General features: G+C 69.2%; 25 protein-coding genes. 15 read left to right on the forward strand and 10 right to left on the reverse strand.

What is annotated here, in order from left to right; genetic code table 11:
• Window positions 1-931: N-acetylmuramoyl-L-alanine amidase (locus tag ON39_RS23945; RefSeq protein WP_051186972.1), on the reverse strand; the 931-nt coding region annotated here is incomplete at its 3' end.
• A gap of 144 nt (window positions 932-1,075) precedes the next feature.
• Window positions 1,076-1,534: a sigma-70 family RNA polymerase sigma factor gene (locus ON39_RS23950; protein ID WP_246002942.1), complete on the reverse strand. Its 459-nt coding sequence runs from the start codon at window positions 1,532-1,534 to the stop codon at window positions 1,076-1,078.
• A 307-nt stretch (window positions 1,535-1,841) separates the two neighbouring features.
• Between ON39_RS23950 and ON39_RS23955 the strand changes: the two genes are divergently transcribed.
• From ON39_RS23955 to ON39_RS23980, 6 genes are all read left to right on the forward strand, one after another.
• Window positions 1,842-2,204 (forward strand): Rv1352/Rv1906c domain-containing protein, encoded by a 363-nt coding sequence (locus ON39_RS23955; protein WP_040737725.1) that lies wholly within the window; start codon window positions 1,842-1,844, stop codon window positions 2,202-2,204.
• A gap of 27 nt (window positions 2,205-2,231) precedes the next feature.
• On the forward strand, window positions 2,232-2,981 hold the full coding sequence (locus ON39_RS23960; protein ID WP_040737726.1) for an SDR family oxidoreductase: 750 nt from the start codon (window positions 2,232-2,234) through the stop codon (window positions 2,979-2,981).
• A 229-nt stretch (window positions 2,982-3,210) separates the two neighbouring features.
• Window positions 3,211-3,903 (forward strand): DUF8020 domain-containing protein, encoded by a 693-nt coding sequence (locus tag ON39_RS23965; protein WP_051186973.1) that lies wholly within the window; start codon window positions 3,211-3,213, stop codon window positions 3,901-3,903.
• Between the two features lie 675 nt (window positions 3,904-4,578).
• Window positions 4,579-5,733, forward strand: a complete 1,155-nt coding sequence (locus ON39_RS23970; protein ID WP_051186974.1) for a transcription termination factor Rho, short form — start codon at window positions 4,579-4,581, stop codon at window positions 5,731-5,733.
• Between the two features lie 115 nt (window positions 5,734-5,848).
• Complete coding sequence (locus ON39_RS23975; protein ID WP_083894656.1) at window positions 5,849-7,060, forward strand: MFS transporter; 1,212 nt, start codon at window positions 5,849-5,851, stop codon at window positions 7,058-7,060.
• A gap of 36 nt (window positions 7,061-7,096) precedes the next feature.
• A complete protein-coding gene (locus ON39_RS23980; RefSeq protein WP_040737727.1) occupies window positions 7,097-7,498 on the forward strand; it encodes a PaaI family thioesterase in 402 nt (133 codons plus the stop codon).
• Here ON39_RS23980 and ON39_RS23985 read toward each other — a convergent pair.
• Both ON39_RS23985 and ON39_RS23990 read right to left on the reverse strand, forming a co-directional pair.
• The gene (locus ON39_RS23985; protein ID WP_040737728.1) at window positions 7,419-8,630 is read right to left on the reverse strand and encodes an MAB_1171c family putative transporter; all 1,212 of its coding nucleotides are present in this window, start codon (window positions 8,628-8,630) and stop codon (window positions 7,419-7,421) included. The genes ON39_RS23980 and ON39_RS23985 overlap by 80 nt on opposite strands.
• Window positions 8,631-8,753: 123 nt before the next feature.
• Window positions 8,754-9,191: a DoxX family protein gene (locus ON39_RS23990; RefSeq protein WP_040737729.1), complete on the reverse strand. Its 438-nt coding sequence runs from the start codon at window positions 9,189-9,191 to the stop codon at window positions 8,754-8,756.
• Window positions 9,192-9,292: 101 nt separating this feature from the next.
• On the opposite strand from ON39_RS23990, the gene ON39_RS23995 reads away from it, so the two are divergent.
• The 9 genes from ON39_RS23995 to ON39_RS24035 all read left to right on the forward strand — a co-directional run bounded on the left by ON39_RS23995 (window position 9,293) and on the right by ON39_RS24035 (window position 18,417).
• Window positions 9,293-9,859 carry a TetR/AcrR family transcriptional regulator gene (locus ON39_RS23995; RefSeq protein WP_040737730.1) on the forward strand — a complete coding sequence of 189 codons (567 nt, stop codon included), beginning with the start codon at window positions 9,293-9,295 and terminating at the stop codon, window positions 9,857-9,859.
• 68 nt (window positions 9,860-9,927) lie between these two features.
• On the forward strand, window positions 9,928-10,347 hold the full coding sequence (locus ON39_RS24000; RefSeq protein WP_146251161.1) for an SUKH-4 family immunity protein: 420 nt from the start codon (window positions 9,928-9,930) through the stop codon (window positions 10,345-10,347).
• A 98-nt stretch (window positions 10,348-10,445) separates the two neighbouring features.
• A complete protein-coding gene (locus ON39_RS24005) occupies window positions 10,446-11,204 on the forward strand; it encodes an SDR family oxidoreductase (protein ID WP_040737732.1) in 759 nt (252 codons plus the stop codon).
• Window positions 11,205-11,294: 90 nt separating this feature from the next.
• Window positions 11,295-12,458, forward strand: a complete 1,164-nt coding sequence (locus ON39_RS24010; RefSeq protein WP_051186975.1) for a sensor histidine kinase — start codon at window positions 11,295-11,297, stop codon at window positions 12,456-12,458.
• The gene (locus ON39_RS24015; protein ID WP_040737733.1) at window positions 12,455-13,126 is read left to right on the forward strand and encodes a response regulator; all 672 of its coding nucleotides are present in this window, start codon (window positions 12,455-12,457) and stop codon (window positions 13,124-13,126) included. The genes ON39_RS24010 and ON39_RS24015 overlap by 4 nt, the downstream gene beginning before the upstream one ends.
• A 75-nt stretch (window positions 13,127-13,201) precedes the next feature.
• A complete protein-coding gene (locus tag ON39_RS24020; RefSeq protein WP_157195510.1) occupies window positions 13,202-14,611 on the forward strand; it encodes a nitrilase-related carbon-nitrogen hydrolase in 1,410 nt (469 codons plus the stop codon).
• A gap of 316 nt (window positions 14,612-14,927) precedes the next feature.
• Window positions 14,928-16,226, forward strand: a complete 1,299-nt coding sequence (locus ON39_RS24025) for an MFS transporter (RefSeq protein ID WP_040737734.1) — start codon at window positions 14,928-14,930, stop codon at window positions 16,224-16,226.
• Window positions 16,227-16,460: 234 nt separating this feature from the next.
• Window positions 16,461-17,339: a hypothetical protein gene (locus tag ON39_RS49850; protein WP_051186977.1), complete on the forward strand. Its 879-nt coding sequence runs from the start codon at window positions 16,461-16,463 to the stop codon at window positions 17,337-17,339.
• Between the two features lie 598 nt (window positions 17,340-17,937).
• The gene (locus tag ON39_RS24035; protein ID WP_040737735.1) at window positions 17,938-18,417 is read left to right on the forward strand and encodes a hypothetical protein; all 480 of its coding nucleotides are present in this window, start codon (window positions 17,938-17,940) and stop codon (window positions 18,415-18,417) included.
• An 86-nt stretch (window positions 18,418-18,503) separates the two neighbouring features.
• Here ON39_RS24035 and ON39_RS24040 read toward each other — a convergent pair whose 3' ends face one another.
• The 6 genes from ON39_RS24040 to ON39_RS24065 form a co-directional block, all read right to left on the reverse strand.
• Entirely contained in the window at window positions 18,504-19,295 is a 792-nt protein-coding gene (locus tag ON39_RS24040) for a 3-oxoacyl-ACP reductase (RefSeq protein ID WP_373283725.1), read from the reverse strand.
• Window positions 19,292-20,653, reverse strand: a complete 1,362-nt coding sequence (locus tag ON39_RS24045) for an aldehyde dehydrogenase family protein (RefSeq protein WP_040737737.1) — start codon at window positions 20,651-20,653, stop codon at window positions 19,292-19,294. The genes ON39_RS24040 and ON39_RS24045 overlap by 4 nt, the downstream gene beginning before the upstream one ends.
• Entirely contained in the window at window positions 20,650-21,429 is a 780-nt protein-coding gene (locus ON39_RS24050) for a gamma-glutamyl-gamma-aminobutyrate hydrolase family protein (RefSeq protein WP_083894653.1), read from the reverse strand. The genes ON39_RS24045 and ON39_RS24050 overlap by 4 nt, the downstream gene beginning before the upstream one ends.
• A complete protein-coding gene (locus ON39_RS24055; protein ID WP_083894654.1) occupies window positions 21,410-22,774 on the reverse strand; it encodes a glutamine synthetase family protein in 1,365 nt (454 codons plus the stop codon). Before ON39_RS24055 ends, ON39_RS24050 begins: the two co-directional genes overlap by 20 nt.
• Before the next feature lie 75 nt (window positions 22,775-22,849).
• Complete coding sequence (locus ON39_RS24060) at window positions 22,850-24,442, reverse strand: ABC transporter substrate-binding protein (protein ID WP_040737740.1); 1,593 nt, start codon at window positions 24,440-24,442, stop codon at window positions 22,850-22,852.
• 25 nt (window positions 24,443-24,467) lie between these two features.
• A complete protein-coding gene (locus tag ON39_RS24065) occupies window positions 24,468-26,402 on the reverse strand; it encodes a hypothetical protein (RefSeq protein ID WP_146251163.1) in 1,935 nt (644 codons plus the stop codon).
• Window positions 26,403-26,504: the final 102 nt, after the last annotated feature.

Below are 26,504 nucleotides of genomic sequence, written 5' to 3' on the forward strand. Positions count from 1 at the left end.
CCGGCGGTGCGTCCGTCTGTCCTCCGGTCGACGCCGGATGTGAGGGCGCGGGTGGTTCGATGGCGGCGCCGGGTGCGGGCTCGGCCGGGTGGGGGGCGGGTGCCGCGGCGGGTTGCTCGGCGCTCACCTTCGGGGTCGCGGCGTGTGGGCCGAGGAGGTAGCCCACCAAGCCGGTTGTGATGGTGACGGCGTGTTTGAGCTGGCCTTCCTTGCTCTCCAGCAGCGCGGCGTCCTCGGCGTTGGCGCCGTTGCCCATCTCGATGAACACGTCCGGCACGGCGGTGAGGGCGGGGCCGGCGATGTCCCTGCGCGGTTGCAATCCGTCGGCGCTCGCGTACTTGGCGGGGACGAAACCGGCCGCGAGATAGGCGTCGCGCATGGCGGTCGAGGCGGCCAGCCCGGCGCCGGCTTGGATCTCGTTGATCCTGGCGTCGGGGATCGGCAGCCCGGGCACGATCAGATGAAAACCACGCTGGTCGGCGGGCGCGCTGTCGGCGTGGATGCTCACCGCGACAGCGGCGCCGGACTCGTTGGCGGCCTTGGCTCGGTCATCGATGCAACCACCCCAGCCCTGATCGTCGGGGCGGCTCAACACCACCTTGGCCCCGAACTGCTCCAGCGCGGTCCGCACGAACTGCGCCACATCCCAGTTGATGGTGTGCTCGGGCACCCCGTGCACGGTGACCATGCCGGTCGTCTGACAGTCTTTCGTCCCTCCGCGTCCGTCGCTGACCTGCTTGGCGACGTTCTCACCGTGCCCGGATCCCTGATGACCCGGGTCGAGGAACACGGTCTTTCCGGAGAGCTTGGTCGATAGATCCGGCTGCACGGGATCGGCTGCGGCGGTGACCGGAACCACTCCGGACAGCGTCACCGTGACCGCGGCTGTCACGGCGGAACAGATTCCGGCGTTGATGATGCTTGGCTTCATGTTTCGGTCGGCACCCCGGGACAGGGCGCCTCTCCCTTCCCATTAGTCACACCAAACCCAGTGGTTCACTCTGGCAACGCAAGCACCAGCATAGCAACCCCAGTTATTCAACCGTTATCGCTACGGCGGTGTGTTCACCGGCGATCAGGCGCCGCGGGGCAGATTGCGCAGCGAGCGCAGGGCGTAGTGCACGCGGGTCTTCACCGTGCCGACCGGGATGCCGAACTCCTCGGCCACCTCCTGGTAGGCGCGGTCGCGCAGGATCACCTCGACCACGGCCTCGCGCTGCTGGGCGGGCAGCAGCGCCAGCAGGTCCGCGACCAGCAGCCCGTCCACCAGACGGTCGGAGAAATCGGGGTGCGCGTAGCGGACGTCGCTCAGCTCGTCGACCTCGTCCCAACCGGTATCGCCGGGCCGCGCGGCCCGCGCGCGCACCATGTCGATGATGACGTTGCGCAGGATCGTCAGGAGCCAGGCCCGGACGCTGCCCTTGGTGTCGTCGAAGAACGCGCACGAGCGCCAGCCTCGTAGCAGCGCCTCCTGCACCGCCTGCTCGGCGAGCCCGCTATCGCCCAGCGCACGTAGCGCCCGCCAATGCAGCAACCCTCGATCGGTGGCCAGAATCGAGGCAAGCCCCTCATCGGTACACAGTCCGGCGCAGTGCGCACCGCACGGCCTGGGCCGTGGGACCGTCCGGACGGGCTCGAGCCGAACACATGTCATACCTCGATATCGCGGTGGGCCCGACCGATGACAACATCGTGCGCGATTTAGTTATGCATCGCGACAAGAAAAGTGGAACGCGGCACATTCGCCGAGCCGTTCTGGTAGATCTGTGCCACGAGATTCGGGGATCTCCCAGGTCAGCCGCTCGATGGCGGCTGCGGCACGATGCGAGGAGTACATCGCCATGCGCGCAAGCACGCTCCTCATCGCCGGCGCCATGACGTCCGCGATGAGCCTGCTCGGGACCGGTACGGCGGCTGCCGAACCCGCGAACACCATGCCGGACGACGGCGTCTATCTGGTGGGCGTCGATATCTTCCCCGGCGTCTGGGAGGCGCCGGGCGATCCGAACGGCTGCGATTGGCGCAGGCTGTGGAAGGTGTCCGGCGACAACACCGACATGCGCTACATCATCGGCAACAACTTCACCCGCTTCGGCCCGGTCCGGGTGGAGATCAAGCCGACGGACGTGGCCTTCAAGACCGTCAACTGCGGCCCGTGGCGACTGCTGCCACCGCCGCCGAGCACGGGATCGTTCGGCGGCTGAGCGCGGTCGCTCGCTAGGGTCGGGCGCATGACGAGGACCAAGATTCTGATCACCGGCGCGAGCGCGGGCCTGGGCGCCGCAATGGCGCGCGACTTCGCGAGCAAGGGCCGCGACCTCGCGCTGTGCGCCCGGCGGCTGTCGGCGCTGGAGGAACTGCGCGACGAACTCGTCGCCGGCCATCCCGGCGTGACGATCGCGGTCCGCGCGCTCGACGTCGACGAGCACGCGGTGGTGCCCCGGGTCTTCGGCGAGCTGCGCGACGAGCTCGGCGGCCTGGATCGGGTCATCGTCAACGCGGGCCTCGGCAAGGGCGCGGTGCTCGGCACCGGCCGGGCGGACGCGAATATCGCCACGGCGACAACGAACTTCGTCAGCGCCCTGGCCCAGGCCGAGGCGGCACTGGAGATCTTCCGCGCACAGAACGCCGGGCACCTGGTCCTGGTGTCCTCGATGAGCGCGGTGCGCGGACTGCCCGGCAAGAAGGCCGCTTACTCGGCGAGCAAGGCTGGCCTCGCCGCGCTCGGTCAGGCGCTGAGCACCGAGCTGGCGCGTTCGCCGATCGCGGTCACCACGCTGCTGCCCGGCTTCATCGCCACCGACATGGCCGCGAAGGCGGGCGACGCCCGCCTGGTGGCACCGCTGGACAAGGGTGTCGCCGCGATGGTCGCCGCGATCGAGAAGGAACAGCGGCGCGCGTGCGTTCCGGCGTGGCCGTGGCGCGTGCTGGACAAGGTGCTGCCGGTACTGCCGGGCGCCGTGGTCGCACGCCTCAGCTGAACCGGACGCGGAATGGTGTCGTGCGCCACATAAATGGGTGCTGAGAGTTAGCGGAGTGTCCGAATTTATGTTCCTTTAACACAGCGAACTTCTATTTGACGTTTCCTTAGCGGCTCCTGTTACACGTTCGAAATATGGCGGTACGAACCTGGTTGAGGTTCGTAATGATGGGCCGCGCCGAGCCACGAACGGCCGCCGGTGCTTCTGCTGAGGAAAGTGTCTGAAAAGTATGAGGGTCAAGAAGTTCGCCGCCGCGTCCACGCTGGTCATCGCGGCTGTCGGGATCACGAGCGGCACCGCCTACGCGGAGCCCGCCGCCTCCGCACCGGCTCCGGAGAACACCGTGCAGACCGATATTCTGCCCGGCATCCACTACACCGCGAATGTGGTCGACAAATCGGTCGTGCTGAAGACCGACGCCGGATCGCTGACGACACAGGGCACGCAATTCCAGGTACTCGATAATCAGGGACGCCTGGTTGCCGGTATGCCGCTGACCTATCTCAAAGACGGCCTGGAATGGCCGATCGCGGCCCAGATCGACGGCAATACCGCGACTTTCACGCCGAGTACCGACGCGGCGCAGGCGCACCCCGCCTCGATGCTGCACCCGGTCGACGCGAAAGACGTCGCCGGCGCCGACTTCAACACCGCGCTGAGCACGGCCGCGACCCAGTTCGGCCTGGCCACCGCGGTCGGCACGCTGATCGGCACGATCGTCGGCGGCGCGCTCGGCTGCGTCGCGGGCGCGGTCATCGGCGCGCCGCTGGTCGTCCCGACGTTCTTCGCCGGTCCGATCGGCCTGTGCATCGCGGGCGCGGGCGTCGGCATCGCGCTGGGCGCCGCGGCGGGCATGATCGCCCTCGGCGTGCCGGTCGGCATCGCCAGCGCGATCCAGTTCTTCAGCTCCGTGTACGGATAAGCAAGTATCACCGAGGCCCGGCCGGTGACGCGCTCCCGCGTCACCGGCCGGGCTTCGTGCTGTCGGCGGTGTGACCGCGGCGAAAGACGCACGCCCGCGTCGCCCGCCGGGCTTCGTGCTGCCGGCGGCATGACCGTGGCGAAGGCCGATCTCCGGCCGATCGCAGACCGGTACGCTTCGACTCCCGGCGGATGGCCTCCCCGTAGGCGTGGATAGAGCCGCGTAAACCTGGATAGAGCCGCCCGGCACGCCTTCGCTTCGATGGAACCCCACACCGTCAGCAAATCCCCGGTCCGGGAATATCCCCGCGACGAAGGCCGTTGAACAGCTAGTCGCGCGACATCCCGAGCCGGTTCTGGCATGGTGTCCGCAAGTCGCTGGCTCAGCGCAATGCTGTTGCCTGCCAACAACTTCCGGTGCGCCACTTGGTTCCTATGTCCCGGTGCCGACCCCACTGCGCTGACAGCGACTATTGCGCGCCGAAGATCGAACCTGTACTCTCGGCGACATCTTCTCCTTGTGGATGTAGATCCCTCTCCCACAAGAATCCGAGATCCCCGCTCCGAACCGGTCGACAGAACCGTTCCGGAACCCCGAGGATCCCCTCCCCCGCGACGAGCCCATGCCGTCGCACTCACGGCAGTTCGCCGTATCCCACCTTTCGAAGGAAACATCATGAAAGACAACACGATCCACGACGGCGATGCGGCCGAACAGAACACGCCCCGCACCGTCACCGGCATACTCGACCTCCCCGGCAACCGCGGCATGCTGCGCCTCGACGGTTACCTGCCGGGACCCGACGACCTCCCCGTGCCGCATCGGCTGATCCGCGAGCACCGCCTGCGCCGCGGCGACTTCCTCACCGGCACAACACAATCCACCAGCTCCGACGGCAAGCCCGCCCCGCTGCTGACCGTCGGCACCGTCAACGGACAGCAGCCGGACAAGCTCCGTCACCGCCCCGACTTCGCCGACCTGGTCCCGATCTACCCCAACGAACGCCTCCGCCTGGAGACCGAGCAACACGCCCTCACCACCCGCCTCACCGATCTCGTCATGCCGATCGGCAAGGGGCAGCGCGCACTGATCGTCGCTCCGCCCAAGGCGGGCAAAACATCTGTGCTGCAAGCGATCTCGCACGGCATCGCGAAGAACCACCCGGAATGCGAGCTCATGCTCGTGCTGGTCGGCGAGCGCCCGGAGGAGGTCACCGACCTCGCCAGGTCCGTGCCCGCCGACGTCGCCGCGGCCACCTTCGACCTGCCCGCCCGCGACCACATCGCGGTCGCCGAGCTCGCCATCGAACACGCCAAGCGGCTCGTCGAGATGGGCCGCGACGTCGTGGTCCTGCTCGACTCGCTGACCCGCCTCGCCCGCGCCTACAACCTGGCGAGCCCGGGCTCGGGCCGGGTGCTGTCCGGCGGCGTCGAGGCCTCCGCCCTCGCCCCGCCCAAGCGCTTCCTCGGCGCCGCCCGCAATATCGAGAACGGCGGCTCGCTCACCATCATCGCCAGCGCGCTGGTGGAGACGGGTTCGGTGGCCGACACGGTGATCTTCGAAGAGTACAAGGGCACCGGCAACGCCGAACTGAAACTGGACCGCGCCGCCGCGAACCGCAGGACGTTCCCCGCCGTCGACATCGGCCAGTCCAGCACCCGCAAGGACGAACTGCTGCTCACTCCCGACGAGTCCGCGGCGACCGGCACCCTGCGTAAAACGCTGTCCACCTTGGACAATCAGCAGGCGCTCGACCTGCTGCTCGAAGGCCTGCGCAAGTCCGAGACCAACGCCGAGTTCCTCGCCCCGATGCGCGCCGGACGCGGCTAGGCGGCGCGCCGGATGGGACTTCGACACCCGGCCTGGCGGGTTTTCGCCGCGAACGGTGGTGGCGCGAACCCGCCGGATCCGGCGCGGCCACGCTGGTGCACTGGTCGACGTGTCCATGGTTCTGACAACTCCCACACCCGTCCGCGCCCCGCTGACCGGCTGGCTCGGCGTCGTCTCGGTGACGATCGCCCTCTTCTCGATCGTCACCACCGAGATCCTGCCGATCGGCCTGCTCACCTCGATCGGCGCCGACTTCACCGTCTCCGACGGCATGGCCGGGCTGATGATGACCATGCCCGGCTTGGTCGCCGCCGTCGCCGCACCGCTGGCGACCAGCGCGGCAGGCCGGGTCGATCGACGAAATATGCTGTGCCTGTTCATATTTTTGCTCGTGCTCGCCGATGCGCTGGTGGCGGCCGCGCCCGCGTACTGGGTCGTGCTGGTGTCCAGGGTGCTGGTCGGCGTCACCATCGGCGGGTTCTGGTCCATCGCGGCCGGGTTGGCCGAGCGCCTGGTGTCCCCGGGGGCCGTGGGGCGGGCCAACGCGGTGATCTTCTCGGCGGTGCCGCTCGGCTCCGTGCTCGGCGTGCCCGCGGGCACGCTGCTCGGCGAGATCGCGGGCTGGCGAACGACTTTCGTGGTGACCGGCGTGCTCACCGGCGTCGTGCTGGGCATGCTGATGGCGTTCCTGCCGCCGCTGCCGCCGCACAGTGTCACCCGAATAGCCGTGCTGCGCCGGCTGCTGCGCGTCGGCAACGTCCGATTCGCTTTGCTGACAACGTTTCTCGTCGTATTGGCGCATTTCAGTACCTACACCTATGTGACGCCGTTTCTCGAACAGGTCACCCGCGTCGGCGCCGGAACGATCACGCTGCTGCTCCTGATCTACGGCGGCGCCGGGCTTTTCGGCAACTTCCTCGGCGGCGCGGCGATCGCGCGACGGCCGCGCGGCACCCTCGGCTGCGCCGCGGCCATGATCGCCTGCGCCACACTGCTACTCCCCGTGCTCGGCCGGTGGGAGGCGGGCGCGCTTGTCGTGCTGGTCATGTGGGGCATCGGCTACGGCGCGGTGCCGGTGTCCACGCAGGCCTGGTTCGCCAAGTCGGCGCCGGACGCGCCGGAGGCGGCCTCGGTACTGTTCACCGCCTCGTTCCAGGCGACCTTCGCGCTCGGCGCGCTGGCGGGCGGAGTCGTGGTCGACCACGGTTCGCCCGGCTCCGTGATGCTGCTCGGCGGGCTCGTCGCCACCACGGTGATCGCGACGGTGGCCACCCACGCGGTGCGCGGTCGCACCTGGCCGGACGCGGAAGCATTACCCCACGGGTAATCGACCGGCGGCGGCGCATCGGGCAGGATCGCGAGCATGATCGATGAGACGGGCACCAAGCTGTTCCACCAGACCATGCCGTTCACCGAGCGGCTCGGCATCGAGGTGCTCGAGCACGGGCCCACCCTGGTGCGCAGCCGCATCGCCTGGGCCGAATCGCTGTGCACACTCGGCGGTGTCCTGCACGGCGGCGTGCTCATGTCGCTGGCGGACGCGACGGGCGCGGTGTGCGCGTACCTGAATCTGCCGGAGGGCAAGGCGGGCACCACCACGGTCGAATCGAAGACCAACTTCGTCCGTCCGGTCCGTTCCGGCTACGCCACCGCCTCGTCGACCCCGTTGCACGCGGGCCGCTCGTTCATCGTGGTGGAAACCGAGATTCGGGACGACGCGGGCAAGCTCGTCGCGAAAGTGACCCAGACCCAAGCCGTTCTGTAGACCGCGTCGCCGCCGACCACGCGCGGGCCAGGTTCAGGAGTTGCCGCAGTTCGGTGGCGAAATCGTTGGCCAGCAGCGGTAATTGCGATGCGGTCGCCGGACTTTTCGGCCGCAGGCCCGTCTTTCGCGCCTCCGCCGCGTGCGCGAGTTGGTGAATGTAGGTGATCGTCGCCGGGTCCGCGGTGCCGCGGCGGGGCCGCGCGGACACCACGGGCGCGACGGACACCGCCGTCGCGGGGGGCAGATAAGGGCCGAGATGTAGCAGGGCGTCACGGATTTCGACGGTCATTCTGAGCAGTCGTGCCGTGGCGTCCCCTTCGGTCCGCGCAGACGTGGCGGGGGTGAGCACGATCTCCGGCACCGCCGCGGTGAGATCCCGCCAGAGCGGCCACAGTCGACGGCACGACCGGGCCGCGCTGTCCAAGCCCATCCCGGCGACGACGAGGCTCATCAGCGGGATGGCGGCCATGGTGGCGGTGACCACGATGGTGAGGGTGAAGTTCGCGGCTATCCGCGGCAGCTGCGGTCCGAGCGCGGGCCAGCCGGTCAACGTCTGGGTGATCGAGAGTGCCTCGCACACCCAGAGGTACACCATGACGCCGGCCATGATCCAGCACACCAGCCGCTCCGGGACGGCGAGGTCGTCGGAGCGGAGTTCGCGCAGACCCGCCCGACTGAACAGCACGGTGTAAAGCGTGAGCGTCACGCCGAACGAGATACCGACGATGTTGTCGTGCCAGTCGGTGGTCAGTTCGATCGGACGACCCTCGTTCCGCGCCGAAGTGCCTGCCACGAGTATCGACGCCGTCGCCGCCAACGCGAGCGCGGTGTACCACCGGTGCCGCCGCCACACCGTGCCCGGATCGAGTTCCGGCTCCGCTGCCGAGGCGAGGGTGGCCAGGTGCGCGGAGGTGAACAGGATGCACCCCAGCCCGAACTGATACGCCAGACCCGTGACGGACGGCATCGACGTGCACCGAAACAGCAGCAGAGTGACCACGGCGCACAGATACAAACGGTTGAGCACCTGGTCCACCAAGGTATCCCGGAAGAACAACAGCCGCCCGCCCACGATGATCGCGAGATAGCCGATCGCCGCCCAGGCGACCGGGGAGGAGATCAGGCACGTCATCAACCCCTGCCTTCCAGGACACACCGCCGACGCTCGAGTCATTCTGCCGCACCGGCTTTCTCCCCCCTGGAACGGCAAAGCCCGCCCCGGCAACGGTTCTCGCCGGGGCAGGCTCGCGCGAGCTCAGCCGAACAGGACTACGCCCAGTGCCGCGATGAAGACGATCTGAACGAGGGTGCGCAGCGGCAGGGGCATCGTCTTGACGCCGAGGTTCGCCTTAGCCGCGCGAATGTTGGCCGGGAACAAGCAGATCAGCATCGCGATGAGCGCGGCGGCGGCGAGCCTGGCGGTGGCCGGGATGAGCAACCCTGCGGCACCGGCCAATTCGAGGACGCCGGTGAGGGCGACCAGCGCGGCCGGGTTCGGCAGCCGCGGCGGCACCATCGCCACCAGCGCCTCGCGGCGCGGCGAGAGGAAATGCGCGCTCGCGGTCAGGACGAACATGGCGGCGAGACCGAGCGCGACGGCGTGCGGCCAGGAATCCAGCCACTGCGGCCCGGCCAGCCGGCCGATGAGCCGAGCCAGTGCGGTGACGACGGCGAGTACAACCAGCGGTGCCATCAGGTTCTCCTACGTGTTCCAACCAGCAAACTTGACAGTGGAAAGATTAGGTCGACGCCGCAAACTTGTCAATGACTAGATTCTCGGGCACCATCGAAGACATGGCGAAAAGCGGCTACCACCACGGCGATCTGCGGGCCACCATCCTGGCCGCGGCGGCCGATCAGATCGCGAGCGACGGCGTCGACGCGGTGTCCCTGCGCGAGCTGGCTCGCCGGGCGGGTGTCTCGCACGCGGCCCCCGCCCATCACTTCGGCGATCGCGCGGGCGTGCTGACCGCGTTGGCCATCGAGGGATTCGACTTACTCGCCGCGCGGCTCGGGCAGGCCGGCGACGACTTCCGCGAGGTCGCCGTCGCCTACATTCGTTTCGCGCGCGAGCACCCCGGGCATTTCGATGTGATGTTCCGGCACAGCCTGTTACGCGCCGGAGAGCCCCGCCTGGACGAGGCACGCGCCCGCGCCGCGAGCGCGCTGCGCTCCGGCGTGTCGGCCATCCACCCCGACGACGCGCAGCGCCAGCGGGCGGCGCAATTGGCGGCCTGGTCGCTCGTGCACGGCTTCGCCGCGCTGTGGCGGGAAGGGGCACTGGACAATTCGAGCCTGGCCGCCGACGCCGACCCGGAGACCGTTGCCCGTCGCATGCTCGCCACCGTGCGCTTCGACTGAGCGGCAAACTCCGCCGTAGAGCAGCAAATCCCGGACAACGCGCGCAACCTCCGCGCGCGTACGGCACAGTGGGGCACCAGGATTGCGGAAAGGAGCTGGCGGCACCACCGGTGGCCGCCGTCGACACCATGGACATCCATGCTTACCCGACCGAGTGCACCACCCCGGTCACCCTCGCCGAAGCCGAACGTCTCACCGAGCGCTACCTGTCCTTCGACGACGACGCCGGACGCGGGATCGCCAACCGAATCACCGAGTTCGACACCTGCTTCGTCGTCGTCGCCATCTTCACTCCGCCCCCGGCCACCGAAAACCGCACTCCGCCAAGCCCGTTACCCATCGGGGGCACGGTCAGCACCATCGACAAGGCCACCGGCGCCATCACCCTCTGGCCCACCTACCCACCCGACCTGGTCGCCGAGCACCACGCGGCGGCCGTCCGCACCAACCGGCTGATCATCGAGGAAACCTGGCCCGCGAGTAGCTGAATGGTCTGTCACACTCTCGCCCTCCGTTTCGTCATATCGGTGAAGAGCTGCCGAGGCGGCCGGGAGCTGGCTCTCGGCCCGGACGAGAGGGAACGATCATGACCGGGACGATTCTGGTTACCGGCGGGACCGGCACGTTGGGCTCGCACGTGGTTCCACTGCTGCTCGACGCGGAGGCGAAGGTGCGGCTGCTGAGCCGTAAGGCCCACGAGCCCGCGGCCGGCATCGAGTACGTGACCGGCGATCTGTTGAAGAACGAAGGGGTGGCGGCCGCGATCGACGGGGCCGAGACCGTGCTGCACCTCGCGGGCGACGCGAAGAACGACGACGTGGCCACCGGGCATCTGGTGGACGCGGCGGCACGAGCGGGGGTCCGCCATCTCGTGTACATCTCGGTCACCGCGGCGGATGTGGTTCCGCTGGGCTACTTTCGGGCCAAGGCGAACTCGGAGCGAATCGTCGCCGAGTCGGGCGTGCCGTTCACGACGCTGCGGGCCGCGCAGTTCCACGACCTGGTGCTGACGGCGGTGCGCACGCTCACGAAACTGCCGGTGGTGCCGACCCCGCGCGGGGTGCGGCTCCAGCCGGTCGACTCGCGCGACGTCGCCGCCGAACTGGTGGAGCTGGCCTTGGACGGCCCGGCCGGCCTGGTGCCGGATCTCGTCGGGCCGAAGGTGTACGAGCTGGCCGAGCTGGTGCGCGGCTACCTGCACGCCGCCGAGAAGCGGCGGCCGCTGCTGCCCGTGCGCATGCCCGGTAAGGCGGGCAAGGTGTACCGGGCCGGAGCGAATATGACCTTCGACGGCAAGTTCGGCCGGCGGACCTGGGAGGAGTTCCTGGTCGAGCAGCTCGGCTGAGCACGCCGCCGCCTCATCCGCGGGGGTGAGGCCGGTATCAGTCCGGGGAGTGAGGCGGCGCGGCGCCCGAACGGTCCAGACTGATTATTTGTGAGGCCTAGCAGCGCGGTCACCCGGGCCACGGGTGCCGTCGACGACGCGACCCGGCGCGTCGTCGACCGGTTCGAGAAATTCCCCACCGGCGCAGTCGATTCCGTGTTGACCGTGGTGGTCACCCTCGCCACGGTCGGGCCCGCCGTGCTCGCCGGCCGACCGTGGTGGGTCGTCGGGCTTTCGGTGCTCGCGTCCGTTCCGGTGCTGTGGCGACGGCGCGCGCCTCTCGCGGTGTTCCTGGTGGTCGGCCCGGCGATGACCGTGCTCGCCTGCCTGCACGCCATGCCCGAACTCGCCTACGGCACCGTGGTGTGCGCGTACACCATCGCCGCGTACAGCCCGCCCGCGCGACGGCGCGCCGCCTTCGTGTCGGGCGCGATCGGCATCGTGGTCTCCTTGGTCATCCCCGCCGAGAGCGCGGATTCCTACGCCTACGCGGCCATGTCCTTCCTCACCGCCTGGGCGCTCGGCACCGGCGTGCGGGCCAAACGAGCGCAGATCGACATGCTCGAGGAGCGCGCCCGCCGGCTCGACGAGGAACGGCTCGCGGCGCTGGACCGCGAACGCCTGCGGATCGCCAGGGACATGCACGACATCGTCACGCACTCGGTGGGCACGATGATCGTCCAGGCCGAGACCGGCCCACTGTTCACCGGGCCCGACCGGGAACGGGCCGACGCCGTCTTCGCAAGTATCGCGGAGACCGGACGTGTTGCGGTACAACAACTTCGGCGCAGCCTCGACACCCTGCGCGGCGAGACCGCCGATCCACGGCACCAGCCGGGCATCGAGGCGATCGCCGATCTCGTGGAACTGTCGCGGCACGGCGGACTCTCGGCCTCGCTGGCCGAGGACGGACCGCGCCGCGCGGTGTCCGACGATGTCGCCGTCACCGCGTACCGCGTGGTGCAGGAGGCGCTGACCAACACCATGAAGCACGCGCGCGCCACCGCTGTGCGGGTCTCGCTGCGCTGGACGGATCAGCTACTGACGGTACGGGTCTGCGATGACGGAGCCGGGCCGGTACAGGCGGCATCCGGCGGCTATGGACTGCTCGGCATGCGCGAACGGGTCGTGGGCGCCGGCGGAACGCTGCGGCACGGGCCCTCCCCCACCGGTTTCGACGTCGCGGCCGAACTGCCGCTGGGACAACGGAGTTGACCGTGCGCGTACTCGTCGTCGACGACCAGGACCTGTTCCGCGCGGGCTTCGGCCTGATCCTCGGCGCCCAACCGGACATCACCGTGGTCGGCGAGGCCGCCGACGGACTGGAGGCGATCGACAAGGCCATCGCCCTGACGCCGGACGTGGTGGTCATGGACGTCAGGATGCCGCGCCTCGACGGCGTGGCCGCTACTCACCGAATCTGTGCCGAGACCTCAGCGAAAGTGTTGGTGCTCACCATGTTCGACCTCGACGAGTATGTCTTCGACGCCCTGCGCGCGGGGGCGAGCGGGTTTCTGCTCAAGGATGTCCGCCGGGAGGAGCTGGTCGACGCCGTGCGCGTCGTCGCGGCGGGCGAGGCTTTGCTGGCGCCGTCGGTGACCCGGCGGCTGATCGCCGAGCTCACCGACCGCGGGCGGCCGCAACCCGAGCTCGCCCGCCGGCTCGACGAGCTGACCGAACGGGAGCGGGATACGTTGCGCCAGTTGGCGCGTGGGCTCTCCAACGCGGAGGTCGCCGCGGTGCTGACGGTCAGCGAGCACACGGTGAAGACCCATGTGAGCTCGGTGCTCGCGAAGCTCGGCCTGCGCGATCGGGTGCAGGCGGTGGTGTTCGCCTACGAGGCGGGCCTGGTGCGGCCGGGGGTCGCGCCGGAGGTGGCGTGATCCCTCGCACGAGCGAGGGCGGGTTCGGCCGCCTCGGCGATGTGCGGGACGGTTCGCGGGCCGAAGATCGAAGTGGTGCAACGCTTTCTGCTCGCCGGGTCGGCGATTCTGTCCTCCGCACTGCTGTGGCGCTTCGGCACCGGCCTGCATCCGCTGGCGGGGCTGGCGTTCCTCGCGCCGCTGCCGGTGCTGCTCCTGACTCCACGGGTGTCCGCGATCTCCGCGTTCCTCGCGGGGCTGTTGTCCTGGCTCGGCGGCGAACTCCAGCTGTGGACGTACCTCACCGTGACGCTCGAACAGCCGGTCCCGGTGACGGTGCTGCTGCTCGGCGGGACGGCCCTGATGTTCGGCGGGATCCTCGTGGTGACGCGCGCGCTGCTGCTCCGCGGGCGACCCGGACTCGCGGCGGTGGCGCTGCCCGCCGGTTGGGTGAGCGTGGAATTCCTGCTCGCGGTGGCCGGCCCGTTCGGCGCGTGGTGGAGCATCGCTTACACCCAGGCCGATGTGCTGCCGCTGATACAGACGACCTCGCTCACCGGGGTGTGGGGTGTCACCTTTCTGATTCTGCTGGTTCCCTCGGCGATCGCGGTGCTCGCCTCTCCGGGAGTCGCACGCGCACAACGACTTCGAGTAGTCGGCGCGACCACGACGCTACTGGCCGTTCTCGGCGCGTTCGGCTGCTGGCGACTGGTTGCCGCACACGAAACAGCCTCCGTGAGAGTTGGATTGGTGGCGGTGGCGCAGCCGCCGGATTACGTCCCGGTCGACTCGGCCGATGGTCGCGACATGGTGGCGCGGGTCGTCGCCGAGATCGAGCGGTTGGCCGACCGAGGCGCCGAGGTCGTTGTACTGCCCGAAAAGTCTTGGCGGGCCGATGATTCCACCATCGCTCTGCTGTCGGGCCCGCTCACGGAGGTGGCCGCCCGTCGCGGCATCCACGTGGTCGCGGGGCTGGTCCAGACCACGCAGGGCGTCAGCTACAACGCCGCCATCGCCTACCCGTCCGGGGTGCGGTACGCCAAGCACTACCTGATTCCCGGACTGGAGGACGAGCACCGGCCGGGCACGTGGTGGCGAGACGTCCCGGGCAAACCGTGGGCCTTGGCCGTCTGCTTCGATCTGGACCACCCGGACCTCGTCTTGGAGAACCGGCGGCGCGGCGCGACGGTGCTGCTCGTCCCCGCCCTCGACTTCACCGACGATCGCTGGCTGCACAGCCGGATGGCCGTCCTGCGCGGCGTCGAGTCCGGGATGGGCGTCGCGCGGGCTCCGCAGCTGGGCGAGCTCGTGGCCAGCGATGCGCGCGGGCGCGTGCTGGCTTCGGCGGCGACGGATGTCACGGTGACCAGGTCGGTGCTCGCGGAAATCCCGTTGACCTCCGACGACACGGTCTATGTCCGGTTCGGGAACTGGTTCGGATGGGTCTGTGTCGCGCTGTTCAGCATCGCGGCGGGCGCGGGGGCGGTGCGGTCACGCGGCCGGTGACGCACGGGCGCTCGCCGACGAGCAAGTGCTGCCCGATTGCGAGCCCAGTTGCGCGTCCGTTATCAATTCGTTATCATTTCGACATACGCGCACTTCACCGCAGGTAATTGGGGCCCGTCCGGCGTGTACGCAGCCCGGGGTCGCGGTTTGCGCCGATTGAAACGTGGGTAACGGTGTTATTCGTGCCCGGTCTCTGGTGTCAGGACCCGGAGGCAGGCCGAAATGAGGTCCGTTCGACGGACCTGGAGAGGACGCGCACGTGAACAACGGGGACCCGGGGAGTTTTCCACTGAGGCGATCGGTCGCCGCTTCCGCTATGGGCAATGCCACCGAATGGTTCGACTACGGTGTATACGCCGCGACGGCCACCTATCTCACCGACGCCTTTTTCCCGGGGGAACTCGGCACGCTCGGCACCATGCTCGGTTTCGCGATCTCATTTCTGCTTCGCCCGCTCGGCGGCATGGTGTGGGGCCCGCTCGGCGACCGGATCGGCCGAAAAGCCGTGCTGGCCACCACTATTCTGCTGATGGCCGCGGCCACCGGCGCCATCGGCCTATTGCCGACCCATTCGCAGGTGGGCGTGCTCGCGCCGATCCTGCTCATCGCGCTGCGCGTCATCCAGGGCTTCTCGACCGGCGGTGAATACGGCGGGGCCGCGACCTATCTGGCCGAATGCGCCAGCGACAAGCGACGCGGCTTCCTCGGCAGCTTCCTCGAGTTCGGCACGCTCGCCGGCTTCGTCGGCGGCTCGGCGACGGTGCTCGCCTGCCAGCTCGCGTTCGGCTCGGACGCCATGTACAGCTGGGGTTGGCGCATCCCGTTCCTGATCGCCGTCCCGCTCGGCCTGGTCGGCTGGTACCTGCGCACGCGGCTCGACGAGAGCCCGGTCTTCACCGAGGTGGCCGAGGAGGAGAAGCGGCCGACCGGGGGCCTGCGCGGCCTACGCGAGCTGGTGACCACCTACCGGCGCGAGCTGCTCACCCTCGCCGGGCTGGTCGTCGCCCTCAACGTCGTGAACTACACGCTGCTCACCTACCAGCCGACCTACCTGCAGAAGACCATCGGCATGAGCGAGTCCGGCGCCACCACCATGATGCTGATCGGCCAGACGGTGATGATGCTGGTGCTGCCGTTCTTCGGCAGGCTGTCCGACCGGGTGGGCCGCCGCCCGATGTGGCTGTTCTCGCTGATCGGCCTCGCCGTGCTCGCCATCCCGCTGTACTGGCTGATGGGCCAGGGCACCGGGTGGGCCATCACCGGATTCATCGTGCTCGGCCTGCTGTACATCCCGCAGCTGTCCACGATCAGCTCTACCTTCCCCGCGATCTTCCCGACGCAGGTGCGCTACGCCGGTTTCGCGCTGGCCTACAACGTCTCGACCGCGGTCTTCGGCGGCACCGCGCCGCTGGTCAACGAGGCCGCGATCGAGTGGACCGGCTGGGCGCTGTTCCCCGCCCTCTACATGGTCGGCGCGAGCTTCGTCGGCTTGGCCGCGTGGTGCTTCCTCCGGGAAACGGCCGGGACTTCCCTGCGCGGGACCGAGGTTCCGGACGCGGGCGACGATATTTCCCTGGACGCGCTCCTTCCCACCAAAGCGGCCGTCGCCCCGTAGTTCGTTCGGCGCGGTCGCGACCGCATTCTCGAATCAAGGTTTGATTACTGCTGATTCGGGGAATGCGGCGGCGCGTCAATCGGAGGACTCGATTAATTCGAATTCCGGACGAATGGCGCGATGACCGGGGACTTGCCTGCATTACCGGCGTTCTGCTCGTTTCGAAGATTCGGCACTAACGTGTTGAGGGTTTGATCAGCATGTACCACTTCGATACGAGAAGGGGCTACACATATGATTGGCAAGATCGGAGCCGCGGCCGCCGCAGGGCTGACCGCGACACTATTGCTATCCGGTGCCGCCGGGGCGAATACATTCCAGACCGAGGAATCGGTCGGCGGACACACTGCGATCGGCCAGGCCGGCGACCAGCAGTGCCCGGACGGCGCGGCGAGCGAAGGCGGCACGAGCGAAGGCGGTCAAGCCGGCGCCGAACAGAAGCAGTCGGGGCCCGACGCCCAGGGCGGGCAGCCCGCCGGACCGACCGGCCTGAACACCGGCAGCGCGACCGGCAAGACCACCGCACGGATCGACGACGAAGAGAACGCGGTCGCCGGCACCAAGAAGGGCGAGGCCCAGTCCGACCCGAAGACGTGTGAAGGCAGTGCCGCCGCCGATAATTCGGGCGCGGGCGTGAAGGCGCCGGGCACGGGCGCGGAAAGTTCCGGCGCGGGTGCGGGCACAACCGGCACCGGCACTACCGGCGCGGGCACTTCGGGTGCGGGCACCGCTGGCGCAGGCACCGACACCACGGGCGCGGGCACCGCAGGGACGGGCACGGCAGGAGCGGGTACCACGGGCACGGATACCACTGGCACGGGCACCGCAGGTGCGAACGGCGCAGGCACGGGCACCACGGGCGCGGGCACCGCGGGTGCGGATGGCGCTGCGGGCGCGAACGGTGCGGGCACGGCGGGCGCGGGCACCGGAGGCACGAGCGCTCCGAGTGCGGGCACGGCAGGCGCGGGCACGGATAGCACGGGCGCAGGCACGGCAGGCACGGGCGCGGGCACGGATACCACGGGCATGGGTACCACGGGCATGGGTACCACGGGCACGGGTACGGCGGGCGCAGGCACCACGGGCGCAGGCACCGGCACCACTTCTCACTGAGACTCGTCACGACCTCGTTCGCAACTGAACGGACACGCCCGAAGTAGTCGTGAGCAGCCCGCCGCACAGGGTCGTCACCACCACCCAACCAGCGGGACGAACACAGCGCCGGAGCGAACCCGAATGTTCGGCGTCGTCGCCGTGCCGCCACACGGCGACGACGCACATCGGGCTCGCTGCTGCCAGTCGCGATCCCACGACTGATCAGACGGATCCGGCCTAGTCGTGAATCAACCTGTCGCACAAGATCTTCCCGATCACCAGCCAGCTGGCGAACCTAGTCAGAACGAACCCGTAGTTGTTCGGCGTCGCCGCCGTGCCGCCACACGGCGGCGACACGCATCGGGCTCGCTGCTGCCAGTCGGAGTCCGCGCCTGAACGGACACGTCCGTCGTAAGCCAACGCGCACGCACAGGGCCATGACCATCACCTCACTGCTGGACGAACACAGCGTCAGAGCCAGTCCGCAACTGATAGGCCTCGTCGCCGTGCCGCCATACGGCGACGACGCATCGCGCTCGGCTCTGCCGGCGGAGAGAACTTCGCACCGACCCACCGTTACTGCCCACGGATGTACCACTTCGAAAAGGGGACACTCATGAAGATCCTGCTCGGAACCGCCGCGGCCGCAGGCCTGTCGGCGTCGCTCATATTCACCGGCCTCGCGACCGCGGAAACGCCGCAGACCGGTAGGTTCCCCACGGTCAACCAGCCGGGACCGGAGTCGCCTCCGGCGCCGGGCGCGGGCACGCAGGCCGATCCGCAGGGCGGCGCGCAAGCACCCGGCGCCACCTACCAAGGCGGGCAAGCCGATCCGCAAGGCGGCGCGGCACAAGGCGGTGGGCAGACCAACCCGCAAGGCGGCACCGCGCAGGGCGGACAAACCCCTGGCGCGAGCGCGCAAGGTGGTGCGCAGGCCGACCAGCAGGGCGGCGCGGCGCTGGGCGGCCTTCAGCTACCTCCGCTGCCGGGCGGCCTGAAGCTGCCGGGTATGCCGGGCGCGCAAGGCGCTCCGGGCGGAACCGCCGACGCGCCGAGCATGCCGAATCTGGGCAAGCTGTTCGGCTTCGGCGGCTGAGGCGGTACCTCGAGCCGGACAGCGTCGTCGCCGAGCTGCACGTTCGGCGACGACGTCTGTATCGAACAGTGTTGAGCCGCAGACAATTACAGTGGCGTCACGTACGCACCGGAGATGCCGCCGTCCACCAGGAACTGGGATGCCGTGATGAACGACGCGTCGTCGCTGGCGAGAAACGCCACGGCGGCGGCGATCTCCTCGGGCTCGGCGAAACGGCCCGTCGGGATGTGCACGAGGCGACGGGCGGCGCGCTCGGGGTCCTTGGCGAACAGCTCCTGCAGCAACGGCGTGTTCACCGGGCCGGGGCAGAGCGCGTTGACGCGAATCCCGTTGCGGGCGAACTGCACTCCGAGCTCGCGACTCATGGAGAGCACCCCGCCCTTCGACGCGGTGTAGGAGATCTGCGAGGTGGCCGCGCCCATCACGGCGACGAACGAGGCGGTGTTGATGATCGATCCCTTACCGCGCTCGAGCATGTGCTCGATGGCGTATTTGCTGCACAGGTAGACCGAGGTCAGGTTCACCTCCTGCACGCGCCGCCACGCGTCCAGACCGGTGGTGAGGATCGAATCGTCTTCCGGCGGAGAGATTCCCGCGTTGTTGAAGGCGATGTCGAGGCCGCCGTAGGCCTCGACGGCGGTCTGGAACAGAGCCTCGACCTGCGCCTCGTCGGTCACGTCGACCTTGACGTACCGGCCGCCGACCTCGGCGGCCGCCGCCTCACCTGTGGTGGCGTCGATATCGCCGACGACGACCTTCGCCCCCTCCGCGGCGAAGCGGCGGACCGTGGCGAGGCCGATGCCGCTCCCGCCGCCGGTGACGACGGCGACTCGATCCTGTAAGCGCTGCAAGGCATCTCCTGTCGGGTATGGGTTCACTGGGTGGCGATGAAGACGTTCTTGGTCTCGGTGAACGCGCGCGCGGCGTCGGGGCCGAGCTCGCGGCCGAGCCCGGACTGCTTGAATCCGCCGAACGGCGTCCAATACCGCACGGAGGAGTGCGAATTCACCGAGAGGTTCCCGGCCTCGACGGCGCGGGAGACCCGCAGCGCCCGGCCGACGTCGCTGGTCCAGATGGAGCCGGACAACCCGTACTCGGTGTCGTTGGCGATCCGGACGGCGTCGGCCTCGTCCTCGAACGGGAGCACCGCGACCACCGGGCCGAACACCTCCTCGGTGAGCACCCGGTCGGTGGGCGCGTCGGGCAGCACAACCGTTGGCGGATACCAGAATCCGGGACCGTCCGGGCGCTCGCCGGTGAACGCGACCTTGGTCGACGGCTCGATGAACGCGGCGACCCGCTCACGGTGCGCGGCCGAGATCAACGGACCCATCTCGGTGTCCTCGTGCGCCGGATCGCCGACCTTCACCCCACGCACCGCGGGCTCCAGCAGCTCCAGGAATTTGTCGAACACACTGCGCTGCACCAGGATTCGCGACCGCGCGCAGCAATCCTGTCCGGCGTTGTCGAAGACGCCGTACGGCGCGGTGGCCGCCGCCCGCGCCAGATCGGCGTCGGCGAAGACGATATTGGCGCTCTTGCCGCCGAGTTCGAGGGTCACCCGCTTCACCTGCCGCGCGCAGCCGGCCATGATCTGCGTGCCCACCTCGGTGGAGCCGGTGAACACCACCTTGCGCACCGCGGGATGGGTCACGAATCGCTGGCCGACCACGGAGCCCTTACCGGGCAGCACCTGGAACACATGCTCGGGCAAGCCCGCCTCGAGCGCGAGCTCCCCCAGGCGGATCGCGGTCAGCGGCGTCAGCTCGGCGGGCTTGAGCACGACCGTGTTGCCCGCGGCCAGCGCGGGCCCGAATCCCCACGCCGCGATCGGCATCGGGAAGTTCCACGGCACGATCACCCCGACCACGCCGAGCGGTTCGTGGAAGGTGACGTCGACGCCGCCCGCGACCGGGATCTGGTTGCCCAGCAAGCGTTCCGGCATGCCCGCCGAGTAGTGCAGCACGTCGCGGACATTGCCCGCCTCCCAGCGCGCGTTGCCGATGGTGTGACCGGAGTTGGCGACCTCGAGCTGCGCGAGCGCCTCCAGATCGGCCTCGACCGCCTCGGCGAACCGGCGCAGCAGCCGCGCCCGATCCCCCGGTGCGACCTCGCGCCACGCGACCCCGGCCCGCCGCGCCCGTTCGATCGCGGCGTCGGTCTCCGCTTCGCCGACGAGCTCGACCCGCGCCACGACCTGCTCGGTCGCCGGATTGATCACCTGCGCTGTCGTCACGACATCCGCTCCCTTCGATAGTCTTCGGCCGCCGCGACCAGCGCCTTGATCAACCGGCGGTCGACCGCGTCCACCTCCGGATGCCATTGCACGCCGACCAGGAACGGACCGTCGGTCGTCTCGGCCGCCTCGATGGTGCCGTCGGCCGCGTGCGCGGTGGCCACCAGCTCCTCGGCCAGCACGTCGATCGCCTGATGGTGGTGGCAGTTGGCCTTCACCTGCGGCCCGGCGATCGCGGCGACCCGGCTGCCGGTCACCGTCACCGCCTCGGTGACCGTGAATCCGCCGCCGGTACCCGAGTGTTCGGCGTGCCCGACGACGTCGGGCAGGTGCTGGCTGAGCGTGCCGCCCAGCGCGACATTCACCACCTGCAAACCCCGGCAGACCGCGAGGATCGGCAGCCGCGCCGCCCTGGCCAGCGCGAACAGCTCGAACTCGGACTCGTCCCGGTCGGGGCGGGTGTAGGTGAGCGCGTGCTCGGCGGCGCCGTAGCGGGCCGGCGACACGTCCGCGCCGCCGGTCAGCACCAGCCCGTCGAGGCGCGCCACGAGTTCGGGCCGGGCGACCCCGAGCGGCGGCAGCAGCACCGGAATGCCGCCCGCCTCCACGACCATCTGGACATAGCTGGCGTGCAGCACGGCGCTGTCGACGTTCCACGAGCCGAAACGGACGGGCTCCAGGTAGGTCGGCAGTCCGATCACGGGCCGCGGCCCCTGATCCGCGCCTGCGGCGGGCACAACTCCAGCGGGCGAGGCCTCAGAGTCGTTCGAATCCACGAATTCGCTCCCAGTCGGTGACGGCGGCGTCGAAGGCGTCCAGCTCGACCCTCGCCGCGTTGCGGTAGTGCTCCACTACATCATCACCGAAGGCGGACCGCGCCGCCTCGCTGTCGCCGAACAGTCGCGCGGCCTCGCGCAGCGTGCGCGGCACCCTCGGCCGCTCCGAGTGATAGGCATTGCCGGTGAACTCCGGTTCGAGCGGCAGCCCCTGCTCGATGCCGTGCAGCCCGGCCGCGATGGCGGCGGCCACGGCCAGGTACGGGTTCACGTCGCCGCCGGGCACCCGGTTCTCCAGCCGCAGCGACTGCCCATGCCCGACCACGCGCAACGCGCAGGTCCGGTTGTCGCGCCCCCAGGCGACGGCCGTCGGCGCGAAGCTGCCCGGCACGAATCGCTTGTAGGAGTTGATGTTCGGCGCGAGCAGATACGTGAACTCACGCAGGCAGGCCAACTGCCCCGCGACGAAATTCTCCATCATCGGCGAGAACCCGTTCGGCTCGTCGCCAGCGAGCACGGCCTCGCCGGATTCACCGCGCAGACTGAGGTGAATGTGGCACGAGTTTCCTTCTCGCTCATTGTATTTCGCCATGAAGGACAGACTGCGCCCCTCCTGCGCGGCGATCTCCTTCGCGCCGGTCTTGTAGATGCTGTGATTGTCACAGGTGGTCAGCGCCTCGTCGAAGCGGAAGGTGATCTCGTGCTGGCCGGGGTTGCACTCCCCCTTGGCCGACTCGACATACATTCCCGCGCCGTCCATTTCGGTGCGGATGCGGCGCAGCAGCGGCTCGATGCGCCCGGTGCCGAGCAGCGAGTAATCGACGTTGTACTGGTTGGCCGGGCGCAGGTCGCGGTAGCCCGCCGACCACGCCGCCTCGTAACTGTCGTCGAAGACCAGGAATTCGAGCTCGGTGCCGACGAACGCGCGCAGCCCGCGCTCGGCCAGCCGGTCCAGTTGCGCGCGCAGCACCTGCCGCGGCGACACCGCCACCGGCTCGCCCGCCGGCTCGACCTGCTCGACGTCGCACAGCACCAGCGCCGTGCCCGGCCACCACGGCACCTGCCGCAACGTGTCCAGGTCCGGCCGGAGCACGAAGTCGCCGTAGCCGGTGTCCCACGAGGACATCGCGTAGCCGTCGACCGTCGACATGTCCACGTCGACGGCGAGCAGATAGTTGCACGCCTCGGTCGCGTGCCGCACCACCTCGTCCAGGAAATACTGTGCCGCGCAACGCTTTCCCTGCAAACGCCCCTGCATGTCGGTCATCGCCACCAGCACCGTGTCGATCTCCCCGACCGCGACCAGCTCGCGCAACCGCGCCAGACTCAACATCCCGCTACGCATCCACAGCCCCTCTCGGCACCAACCGTGCTCACGCTAGAGCAAAAGAGGGACGTTTGTGATCGGACACACGAAACTTCAGCGCGGGCACGCGGGGACGGACTCGCCCGGCCTGGCCTCGACGGTGGGCGCGAACAGCGGCCGGTCCACCGCGTTCGGGATCGGGCACAGCCGCACGACCTGCGGGCCCGCACCGGTGCGGTTGCCGCTGTTGTCGAAGATGACCGGCCCGCCCGCCCCCGGCACCGCCGCGTCCGGCGCGGAGAAGCCGCTGATGGTGGCGTTCACCTGACTGCGCTGCACCGACGTGGTGGCCGGCAGGGCGCGCAGGGCCGTGTCGATGGTGGTCAAGGCGTCGTAGGCGTTGACCGCCCAGCCGTCGCCGACGTGCCGAAGGTCGAAACCCGCTGCCGTGTAGGCCTGTTCGAAATCGGTCCAGCCCGGGTTGTTCGCCTGCTTGCCGTCCGCACCGGCCACCAGGGTGAACAGCAGCCGCACCCGGCCGTCCGCGAAGCTGCGCGAGCCGAGCGCCTTGGTCCGCAGATCCTCCAGGGACGGCTCCGATTCGACGGTGCGCAGCCGGTTCCCGTCCGACGTGCTGACCACCGTGACCGAGGTCGCCGCGCACTGACCGATCGCGTAGCTCTCGTCGAGGGCGTAGAGCAGCCTGCCGAGATCGCGCCCGCGCGCGATGTAGGCGATCGTCACGTCCTTCGCGGCGGCGCACACCCGCTTCGCCGTCTGCGGCACGGTGCTCGGCTCCGTCGTGTCGAACTTGACCTCGAGCACGTTCTCGCCGTACTGGCGCTGCAGGAACGGCAGCGAGGTGCAGGTGTAGGGGTCCGACGTGCCGATCGGCACCATGATGAAGTCCGGCCGCGTGGTGACCACCGCGCCGATCGCCTTGACCTGCACCGCCACCCGGAACGCGACACGATAGTAGTAGTCCTTGGCGATGCCCCGACGGTAGTCGATGTCCTTGTCGCAGCCTTCGAAGTCGGGATTGTCGCCGTGCGAGCCGTCCTGATCGAACCCCTCCGCGGTGACCACATCCGCGACCATCGGAATCTTCGCTGCCGCAAGCACATCCGCGACTTCCGCGGTGCGCTGATCGCTCAGGCCGATGCCCGCGACGGCTACTACGTCGCCGCGTCCGGCCATCTCCCGCGCGACCTCGACCGGATCGCCGTCGCCGTTGTAGTCGCCGATCTGCCCGACGAGCAGCCGCAGCGGGTGCAGGCAGCCGGTGCCGTTGGCCCGGCGCTGTCCGGCCGCCATGCCCTCCAGTTCGTGCACGGCCCGGCTGCCCGCGAGTTGGTCGGTCATGGTCAGCAGCACGCCGACGGTCGCGGGAGTGCCCTGGCACTGATCCTCGGCCGATCGGTTCTGCGCGTCGATCACCCGCATCACCGGAGCGAATGCTTCGACGCCGAAATCGTAAGGAGCATCGGACAATCCGATGCAACGGTCACCCGCCTGCCACGCATCCGTGTCGGGCACCCAGCTCTCGTTGCAGGTGAACGCGCGGTGCAGCGGCTCGCGGAAGGCGAGTCCGCCGCCGATCAGCACCAGCACTGTGACCACCAACCCCAGCCGCACCCAGTCGGTCCATGGACGGGGGAAGGACCGGTTGGGCTTCGGGATGATCCACAACCAGAACCGCGACCTCACGCTCGATCTCCTTCCGTGCGAACGTTCACTGGAATTGGTTGGCCAGTCGGCGATACTTGTTGGCGCGCAACAGGAACGGCGCGCTGTCCGAGGCGTGGTCGGAGACCTTCTCGTAGCTGTGCGCGATCCGCGAGCACAGCGTCGACTTCTGCTCCGGCGCGGTGATCCGGATATCCGATTCGAAGGCGGGGACCAGGGCGACCAAGACCGCGATGTGCTCGTTCAGCGATCGGGCGCGATCGGGTCCCTCGATGAGATCGCTGTCTCGCCGACCGGGGTCGGGCGTCTCGACCACCTCGTCGAACAGCCGAAGCCATTGCGGCGGCGGCATTTCCGGTAGGCATCGCGCGAGTTCGCCGACGACCGCGTCGCGTCCGTCGAGCAGCCGGGCGTGATGCAGTCTGCTCGCGAGGTCGTCGGGGGCGACGCCGTCGCGCAGCCGGCCGAGCACCTGCGCCCAGTCCTGCCCGTCGATCCGGGCGAGCAGTGCGCGCAGGCCGAGCAGACGGGTCAGCGCGGGCAGCTTCTCCGCCGCGCCGGGCGTATCGGTGCTCCAGAGCGTCCGCGACTTGAACAGCGGCGAGTCGTGTTCGACGCCCGCAGGCAGCAGGGACACCAAACTCATTGCCTCGCTTTTGCTTCGGGCCGCCGACACCGTGACGAGCGCGGTCGCCAGCTCGCGACGGACGAGCTTGTTCACGCTGAGGCCGCGCCCGAAGATGCGCAGCAGATACTGCTCCACGGTGGTGCCCGTCTCCGGGCCGGGGCTGCGCAGCAGCTCGTCCAGATCGTCGAGCAGCTCCGGCTCCTGCTTGATCCTGCGGAGCAGGTAGTCCGTGGCCGCGGGGTGTCCCCCGGTCAGCCGATAGATCGTCGCACCGATGTGCTCCGACCGATAGGCGTCGACGTCCTTGGCCATCAGCCGGACATCGCTCTCGCCCAGGTCGGGCAGCCGCGTCCGCGCCCACAGCGTGGCCGACGCCCCCATCCGCGCCGGATCGAGCGGGCTCGACCACACCTGCGGCGGGGAGACCTGACCGGCCAGCTCGTCCACCAGCACCCCTGAGCTGGCGGTCACCAGCGTGAGCGGGTCGTTCAGCCGGGCCCCGGTGGCCACGATCGCCTCCCGGACGCGCAGCAGGGAGCTGGTGAAGGACGCGGCGGCCGGCGCGTCGCCATCGTCGATGAGCACCAGGACATTCGACGTCCGCCGCTTGACCTTGGTGACGCTGTGCCGCAGGTCGGCGAGCAGCGCGCCGATCAGCACGTCGTCCACGTCGCGACGGGTGGCGGGGTTGGTGCTGCGCGCGTTGTCGCTGAGCGCGATCAGCATGCGCTCGGGATTGTGGCGCATGGGCAGGTCCTGGTGGCCGAACCACGCGGCCTGCGCGCGCCAGGTGAATCTGTTCAGCGGCGTCCAGCGCATCAAGCGGCCGACCAGCGCGCCGGCGAGTCGGTCGACCACGCCGGCCGGAATCGAGCCGACACCGGGCACATTGATATTGGCCGCCAGCGCACCGACCACATTGACCAGGTCGCGCACGAAGCCGACCAGCGCGGCGCGGTCCTGGTACTGGTCGAGCAACTCGTTCAGCCGGATCAGCTGCTCGGGCGGGGTCAAGGCGCTGAAATCCTCGGCGATGACGATCTGCGCGATCAGCAACCGGGGGAACGCGACGGCGTAGCCGGGGATCTCGACGCTGAGCCCGAGCATGACCGCGGCCAGCACCGTCCGGACCGGATTGTCCACGTCGAACGGGCGTTCCAGCGGACGGACCAGCACCGACGGCGTATGCCCCTGCCACTTGGCCAGCACCTTGTTCAGCACGGCGGTGCGACCAGAACCTCCGCAGCCTTCCACCACGAGAACCGGTTTCGGCGCCTCCCCCGCGTCGGTCGCCGGTATCTCGACCAAATGGTCGATCAATTCTAGTAGATCGGTGCGCCCCACAAACACCAAGCATCCCCTCCCTGGGCTTGGCGCCACCATAGCAATAACCATTCCCGGCAACAACCGGATTTCGCTCTGAGACAACACAATTAGGGGGCCAAAACATACCGG

The sequence above is a fragment of the Nocardia tenerifensis NBRC 101015 genome (assembly GCF_000308715.1).
GTDB classification, from domain to species: domain Bacteria; phylum Actinomycetota; class Actinomycetes; order Mycobacteriales; family Mycobacteriaceae; genus Nocardia; species Nocardia tenerifensis.

Excerpts from the sequence above, each read along its gene's own strand:
- ON39_RS23955 (WP_040737725.1), top strand. The coding sequence starts at position 1,842 with ATGCGCGCAAGCACGCTCCTCATCGCCGGCGCCATGACGTCCGCGATG.
- ON39_RS23960 (WP_040737726.1), top strand. The coding sequence starts at position 2,232 with ATGACGAGGACCAAGATTCTGATCACCGGCGCGAGCGCGGGCCTGGGC.
- ON39_RS23965 (WP_051186973.1), top strand. The coding sequence starts at position 3,211 with ATGAGGGTCAAGAAGTTCGCCGCCGCGTCCACGCTGGTCATCGCGGCT.
- ON39_RS23970 (WP_051186974.1), top strand. The coding sequence starts at position 4,579 with ATGAAAGACAACACGATCCACGACGGCGATGCGGCCGAACAGAACACG.
- ON39_RS23975 (WP_083894656.1), top strand. The coding sequence starts at position 5,849 with ATGGTTCTGACAACTCCCACACCCGTCCGCGCCCCGCTGACCGGCTGG.
- ON39_RS23980 (WP_040737727.1), top strand. The coding sequence starts at position 7,097 with ATGATCGATGAGACGGGCACCAAGCTGTTCCACCAGACCATGCCGTTC.
- ON39_RS23985 (WP_040737728.1), bottom strand. The coding sequence starts at position 8,630 with ATGACGTGCCTGATCTCCTCCCCGGTCGCCTGGGCGGCGATCGGCTAT.
- ON39_RS23990 (WP_040737729.1), bottom strand. The coding sequence starts at position 9,191 with ATGGCACCGCTGGTTGTACTCGCCGTCGTCACCGCACTGGCTCGGCTC.
- ON39_RS23995 (WP_040737730.1), top strand. The coding sequence starts at position 9,293 with ATGGCGAAAAGCGGCTACCACCACGGCGATCTGCGGGCCACCATCCTG.
- ON39_RS24005 (WP_040737732.1), top strand. The coding sequence starts at position 10,446 with ATGACCGGGACGATTCTGGTTACCGGCGGGACCGGCACGTTGGGCTCG.
- ON39_RS24025 (WP_040737734.1), top strand. The coding sequence starts at position 14,928 with ATGGGCAATGCCACCGAATGGTTCGACTACGGTGTATACGCCGCGACG.
- ON39_RS49850 (WP_051186977.1), top strand. The coding sequence starts at position 16,461 with ATGATTGGCAAGATCGGAGCCGCGGCCGCCGCAGGGCTGACCGCGACA.
- ON39_RS24035 (WP_040737735.1), top strand. The coding sequence starts at position 17,938 with ATGAAGATCCTGCTCGGAACCGCCGCGGCCGCAGGCCTGTCGGCGTCG.
- ON39_RS24055 (WP_083894654.1), bottom strand. The coding sequence starts at position 22,774 with ATGCGTAGCGGGATGTTGAGTCTGGCGCGGTTGCGCGAGCTGGTCGCG.